Origin of the sequence: Bacillus sp. XF8 (assembly GCF_017498755.1) — a bacterium.
Classification (GTDB): domain Bacteria; phylum Bacillota; class Bacilli; order Bacillales; family Bacillaceae_G; genus Bacillus_A; species Bacillus_A bingmayongensis.
Window position 1 is genome coordinate 1 of the sequence record NZ_JAGDQK010000084.1, and the last position, 5,670, is coordinate 5,670.

The 5,670-nt window shown below is 33.2% G+C and carries 4 protein-coding genes and 2 pseudogenes; 3 read left to right on the top strand and 3 right to left on the bottom strand.

The window, feature by feature from the left end; all coding sequences use genetic code 11:
• Positions 1-172 precede the first annotated feature (172 nt).
• Positions 173-307 (bottom strand): annotated as a pseudogene (locus tag J4P91_RS28100) (RNA polymerase sigma factor SigX); the annotation flags it as partial.
• Between the two features lie 318 nt (positions 308-625).
• Between J4P91_RS28100 and J4P91_RS28105 the strand changes: the two are divergent.
• Positions 626-2,047, top strand: a complete 1,422-nt coding sequence (locus J4P91_RS28105; protein WP_207996715.1) for an ABC transporter permease — start codon at positions 626-628, stop codon at positions 2,045-2,047.
• A gap of 11 nt (positions 2,048-2,058) precedes the next feature.
• On the top strand, positions 2,059-2,745 hold the full coding sequence (locus J4P91_RS28110) for an ABC transporter ATP-binding protein (protein ID WP_207996716.1): 687 nt from the start codon (positions 2,059-2,061) through the stop codon (positions 2,743-2,745).
• 32 nt (positions 2,746-2,777) lie between these two features.
• Here the strand turns inward: J4P91_RS28110 and J4P91_RS28115 are convergent, their stop codons facing one another.
• Positions 2,778-4,214 (bottom strand): sensor histidine kinase, encoded by a 1,437-nt coding sequence (locus tag J4P91_RS28115; RefSeq protein WP_207996717.1) that lies wholly within the window; start codon positions 4,212-4,214, stop codon positions 2,778-2,780.
• Complete coding sequence (locus J4P91_RS28120) at positions 4,207-4,872, bottom strand: response regulator transcription factor (RefSeq protein WP_207996718.1); 666 nt, start codon at positions 4,870-4,872, stop codon at positions 4,207-4,209. Before J4P91_RS28120 ends, J4P91_RS28115 begins: the two co-directional genes overlap by 8 nt.
• Positions 4,873-4,911: 39 nt before the next feature.
• Here J4P91_RS28120 and J4P91_RS29860 point away from each other — a divergent pair.
• Positions 4,912-5,305, top strand: a pseudogene (locus J4P91_RS29860) (Tn3 family transposase); the annotation flags it as partial.
• Between the last annotated feature and the right edge of the window lie 365 nt (positions 5,306-5,670).

Sequence of the window (5,670 nt, forward strand, 5' to 3'; positions counted from 1 at the left end):
GCTCTCTAGCGCCGATGGTAGTTGGGACCTTGTCCCTGTGAGAGTAGGACGTCGCCAAGCAAGCTTAAGACGAGTCAGAATGACTCGTCTTTTTTGTGTTAATAAAAATCTTATTTCATTTGATTTTGATATAAGATTTTTAAAAATATACATCTTAGAGAAAGGACATATTCCATAGGATCTGTTTTACAACGTAACCATAGTATTGCTTAAACAACTCTTCAAATGTCACATCCGAAACATGCCTCTCTTCATTTTTTATAGTTAACATATATGTTAAAACCTCACTCTCATTTGCTGCCTGTATTATAGAGAAACCAGAAAATCTAGTTTTGTGACAAGAATTCTTATTTTTTTATTATGCACTAAAAGAAGTATTCATTTTTCAATCCGATGAATGCAAAAATTGAAGCCAAATGAATCACTTGATCTAAATGAACCATAATATAGTCGCTATTTTTTCAACTATTTTGATGTGATAAAACTATGCAACAGAACCTGTTAGAAATATGTACATGAATAACTCCATATAAACTCCTTGTCCCTCTAGATAAACTACTGAATATCTCCATACAAACTCCAGATAGTGTATATAGAATAAAAACTATCAAGGAGGTTAGAAAAAATGAATTTTATAAAACGCGCAATTCTCAGTATGAAAAAACGACTAGGAACATCGTTCATTTTGATGGCAGTCTTTTTGATTGTTACCAATTTAGTGCTGGCAGGATTCACAATCCAAAATGCATCAAAAAAAGCTGCTGATTCAGCAAGAAAAAAACTGGGTGCAGATGTTACTTTAGGTCTTGATTCTGATAAATTAGTAAAACAAGCAAGGGAAACTGGAGAAATGCCTAATCCGCCGCATCTCAACACAAAAGAAGCAGATCAATTAGCGAAGTCCAAGTATGTAAAAGACTATAATTATATAACCCATACTTTCGGAATTTCGGATGGATTTAAATTAGTAGGCTCTTCAGAAGAGGAAGAAACTGGAATGGGAATAGCTGTAGCAGGAGGATCAGGTTCAGAAATAGATCCAAATTCTTCTTTTACGATAGAAGGAGTTCGTAAGACTTCATTACAAGAAAGTTTTAAAAATGGCAAAAGTAAAATCATTGATGGGAAACCAATTACAGAAAAGATGAAAGATCAGAATGTGATTTTAATGGAAAAACGATTAGCGGAACAAAATAACTTGAAGGTAGGAGATAAGGTTAAAATTCAATCAGGCGATAAGAAGAAAACTCTTGAATTTGAAATAGTTGGTATTTACGAAACGGATGAACAAGCACCGTCGATAGGTGGAAAGGTCCTTCCTATGATAGATCCAGCTAATAAGATATATATTCCTCACTCTACTGTCAAAAAATTAGAAGCAGATCAAAGTGCTAGTAGTAACATTCAAGTCGTGTACTACTTGAACGATCCACAATACATTGATGCATTTAAAAAAGAAGCAAAACAATCTGATATTGATTTTAATTATTTTAAGCTAGATGCACATGATTCATTGTACAAACAAATGATTGGTCCTATCGAAAATATCTCTTCTACTTCTCAAATGATTATCTATATTGTATCTATTGCAGGGGCTATTATCTTAGGATTAATTATTATGTTATCGATTAAAGCACGTCGTAAGGAAATGGGGATTCTATTGTCTATTGGAGAGAAGAAATGGAAATTGATGGCGCAGTTCGTAGTAGAAGTATTATGTGTTGCCATTATAGCGTTTGGATTATCCATAACAACAGGAGCTAAAGTTTCACAATTAATAGGAGATAACTTACTTTCTAATGAAATTGCTGCAGCAAGCGAAGAAAAAGACGATCTACAAAATGGTAGAGTAATGATGGTTGGAGCTGGTGGTGCGCTACAAAACCAAAAAGAAGATCCGATTGATAAAATTGATGTGAGTGTAACAGGAGAGGATTTAGGAAAAATGGGGGGGATTGGACTAGCAATTGCTATACTAGCAACTATTCTTCCAGTATTATCTATTCTACGCCTAAATCCAAAACAAATCCTTTTAAAAGATGAATAAGGAGGCTCGGCATGGAGACAATTTTACAATTTAAGAACTTAAATTATTATTATGAAAGTAACAGAAAAAAAGTAACGATACTAGATAATGTGAATTTTTCTTTTCAAACAGGGCATTTTTACACGATTTTAGGGCCATCTGGATCTGGTAAAACCACAGCTCTTAGTCTAGGTTGTGGGTTAGATATACCTAAAAATGGTTATGTACTGTATAAGGGTAAGGATATTCAAAAGATTGGTTTAGATCGATACCGTAATCAATATGTATCCGTGATTTTCCAATCCTATAATTTAATTACCTATATGACTGCACTTCAAAATGTACTAACGGCAATGGAAATTACAGGTGTTCAGGTGCAAAATAAAAAGGCAAGGGCCTTAGAATTATTAGAGAAGGTAGGACTTACAGAAGTAGAGGCGAAGCGAAATGTCCTGCAACTAAGCGGTGGACAGCAGCAACGTGTAGCAATTGCTCGAGCACTATCGTGCAATGTGGATTTACTTATTGCTGATGAGCCAACAGGAAACCTTGATGAGGAAACAGCAAAAGAGATTATTGAGTTGTTTCAGAAGCTTGCCCATCAAGAGAATAAATGTGTAATTGTTGTTACGCATTCACAAGAAGTTGCAAAAAAATCGGATCGAGCGATTTTTTTGAGCAAGAAGCAATTAGTAGTAAAAGATATTAATAACCCTTAAATAACAAACTCCCCTATTAATAGGGGAGTTTGTTATTTTGATATTGGAATACTAATAAAAAATTGTACACCCTCTTCTACATTATTTATAGAATACCTTATACCCAGTGCTTCAAAAATTTGTTTGACGATATATAACCCTAAACCACTGCCTCCAGTATTTCGATTTCTTGACTTTTCGATTCGATAAAATGGTTTGAAGATATGTTGTATGTTCTCTTCTTTAATTTTTACACCTGTATTGATGACTTGCATTTGGATGTGGTTTTGTTTAGAATTTCGGGTTAACTTTATATAGACTTTTTCTTTATGCGGTGAATACATAACTGCATTATGAATAATGTTCTTACAGGCTTTTTCTAACAGAACACAATCCGTATAAACAAAAAGGTCAGAATCAATTTGTTTTATAATTTGAATGTCTTTTTGAGAAGCAAAAAATCCGATATCTTTTGTGATTGTATCTATTAATTCTGAGAGATTTACTTCTTTTAATTGTAGTTTAAAGGTATGTTGTTCTAATTTTGACATGCTTAAAATTTCGCGAACTAGCTGTTCCATACTTTCAATAATTTGATGATTTTTCTGTAAGTAGCGGTCACGATTTTGATATGGACCAATATTATAGATCATCCCTTCTAAGTATCCTTTCATAACTGTTAGAGGAGTCTTTAATTCATGTGCTACAATTGCAAAAAATTCTCTGCGTTTTGCTTCTATTTCCCTTTCTTTTTCAATATCGCTCTTTAATTGCTGATTCGCTTTTTGTAAATCGAACATAGCTTGTTGTAAGTTAATAGACATATCGTTCAAACTATTGGATAATTCCCCTAATTCATCCGTGGAACGAACTTCAATTTTTTCGGAGAAATCTAAGTTTGCCATCTTTTGTGCACCCTCATTAATATAAATGAGTGGTTTTGTAATAAACCTTGAATAGAAATAAGCACTTCCTATACCAATCACAAGTACAATGATACTGATATAGGGAAGAAAACGTGCTAAGACTTGCGTGGCTTCATCAATAGGTTGAAATGTTGCGAACACCACAAGTGTTAAGTTAACATCTTGAAACTGAATTGGAACAGTAACATCATATGAATTACGAAGGGTATCGAATGGTGTTGCTTTGACAATCACAGCTGGGGTCCCTTTTTGAATAAGACCAAAAGAAGAAGAATAAATAACTACGCCCTCTTGATTTTGAAGGGAAACCATTGCGTTATTTTTGTGTGCGTATTCATCAAAAAGTGGTATAGCATTTTGAAACGTAAGATCTTTAGATTTATCAATGAGTTCCTCTATTCCCGTTTGAAGCTGATTTGTCTTGTATTGCTCATAAAAAGTAGGAAGAAAGAAGTATAAAGTTAAATAAATCAAGGCTGCAAAGGTTAACAAAATGAGGGATGTAGTCATAAAAAGCTTATAGGTAATTTTCTTCATCTTCATGATTTTTACGATCCTATTCATCGATTTTGTACCCAATGCCCTTTACTGTTGTAATATAAGGTATATCTAATTTTTTTCGTATGTTTTTAATATGTGTATCAATCATTCTTGTTTCTCCATGGTACTCGTATCCCCAAACTTTTTCTACGATACTTTCTCTTGTGATTACTTTTTTCTTATTTTGAAGTAGTAGTTGCAGAATTTCGAATTCTTTTGCTGTTAAGGGGACCTCCACTTTATTTACAAATACTTTATATGCATCGCAATCGACATGCATTTCTTTAAAAACTAAATGGTTCTCCGGATTTTGATTATAACTTCTTCTCAGTACCGCTTCGACTCGTCTAATTAAAACATGAAAAGAAAAAGGTTTCGTAATATAATCATCGATACCAAGATCAAATCCCTTCATTTGATCTTGTTCTTCTTCTAACGCGGTTAGCATAATAATTGGTATATTCGAATGACTTCGAATCATACTGGCAACTTCAAATCCATTAAGGTTTGGCATCATCACATCTAGAAGAATTAAATCATAGGAGTGCTTATTAAATTGTTTCATACCTTCTAATCCATCTGATGCAACTGTAACAGCATACTGCTGAGTCATTAAAAATTGTTTAATTAATTCCTGAATTTCTTGATCATCCTCGACCACAAGAATATGATAGTTCATTATAATATCACCTCTGGTAGCCATTATAACCTTACTATCTGTAGTTTATCTGTAGTTTTACGTGAATTAGGAAAGAGTGAAAGAACTTTATATACATTAGAATGGTTACAGAGTTCTGAACTCAGAAAACGTGTACATGTTGATTCAAATAAAGCGGGAGCAAAACATGCTCTTGATCGAACTGTATTTTTCAATCGATTAGGAGAAATTCGTGATCGTTTTTATAAGGATCAATTGCATAGAGAGTATGGTTTGCAATTTCTTATTTAAGCTATTTTATTATGAAATACGGTATATATCACGTGCAGTAGATGTTTTACGTACAAAAGGGGCTTCACTTGGTTGGGAACATGATTATATTCGGAACTTGAATCAAGAAACAAATTTCAATAATGTAAGACCATTATGTGACAAAAATCCTGTAAAAAAGTGGTAAAATATATAACCGGTTAAAATACGTCTCAATTGTGTTTAAACGTACAGGTGAACCCTAGTAGTCTATTAGTTATTAGAGATTCTAAATCGTTTATGATGTGATGGAACTACATTTGAAAAGAAATTTTAATTTTAGTAGAAAAAAGTATTGCTTTTGGAACGATAAGCGTGTAATATTATACGAGTCGCTGATAGCAACAACGCAAAACGCGACAAACGAAATAAAAAACTTAGTTGACATTGAAACATTAAAGTGTTAACATAAGGAAGTCGCAAACAAGCGGCAAACGAGTTCTTTGAAAACTGAACGAAACAAACAACGTGAAACGTCAATTTTTATTTTATGATGCTAGACAAACTAACTTT

What these genes read in the sequence shown, in the direction of transcription:
- J4P91_RS28105 (WP_207996715.1), top strand. Translation starts at nt 626, where the DNA reads ATGAATTTTATAAAACGCGCAATTCTCAGTATGAAAAAACGACTAGGA.
- J4P91_RS28110 (WP_207996716.1), top strand. Translation starts at nt 2,059, where the DNA reads ATGGAGACAATTTTACAATTTAAGAACTTAAATTATTATTATGAAAGT.
- J4P91_RS28115 (WP_207996717.1), bottom strand. Translation starts at nt 4,214, where the DNA reads ATGAATAGGATCGTAAAAATCATGAAGATGAAGAAAATTACCTATAAG.